The 634-nt window shown below is 34.4% G+C and carries 1 pseudogene; it reads right to left on the bottom strand.

Annotated features, from left to right (window positions below):
- Window positions 1-346 precede the first annotated feature (346 nt).
- Window positions 347-634, bottom strand: a pseudogene (locus AC1EKE_RS08195) (heavy metal translocating P-type ATPase); the annotation flags it as partial.

Below are 634 nucleotides of genomic sequence, written 5' to 3'. Positions count from 1 at the left end.
AAAGGCTTGAAAATGAAATAATTACAGTCGATATGTTCCTACAAACGAGAGCCAATCTTTGATATGTTTCCATCTACGAGCGTGGATATGTTCCCCACAACCATAGGGGTTGAGACTGTAGTATTGATGTCAAAAAAAATAGAATAACAAGCTATAAAACTTATAAAATCAATGGCTTATAGGATTTTAAAAGAAATCAGTTCTATAATAAATTAAAAATCGTGTTGGTAGAAAAATCGTCTACTTCTACCAACACGATTTTACAAAGAGCCAGTACTTACATCTCTTTTTTTCCTGTAAAACTATTGTATCTTGATACTTTAAGGAGTTTCAATCATTCGATCTGCTAACTATTACTTTTTGGATCTAAACTTAATAAAATAGCATTAATGGCGACGATGACTGTTGACACAGACATTAGGATTGCTCCTAATGCAGGGCTTAATGTGATACCAATAGGAGCCAAAATTCCTGCAGCTAGAGGGATAGCTATAATGTTATAACCAGCTCCCCAAAAGAGATTTTGTTTCATTTTACGAGTTGTTTTGTGTGCTAATTCAATAAATGATTCAATATCTCCTGGATCAGATTGAGTCAAGATGACATCAGCTGAATCCAACGCCACTTGAGTTCC

The organism is Porphyromonas sp. C0041D3 (assembly GCF_056590575.1).
Note: the sequence above shows the minus strand (reverse complement) of the source record. Positions and strands in the feature narration are given on the sequence as shown.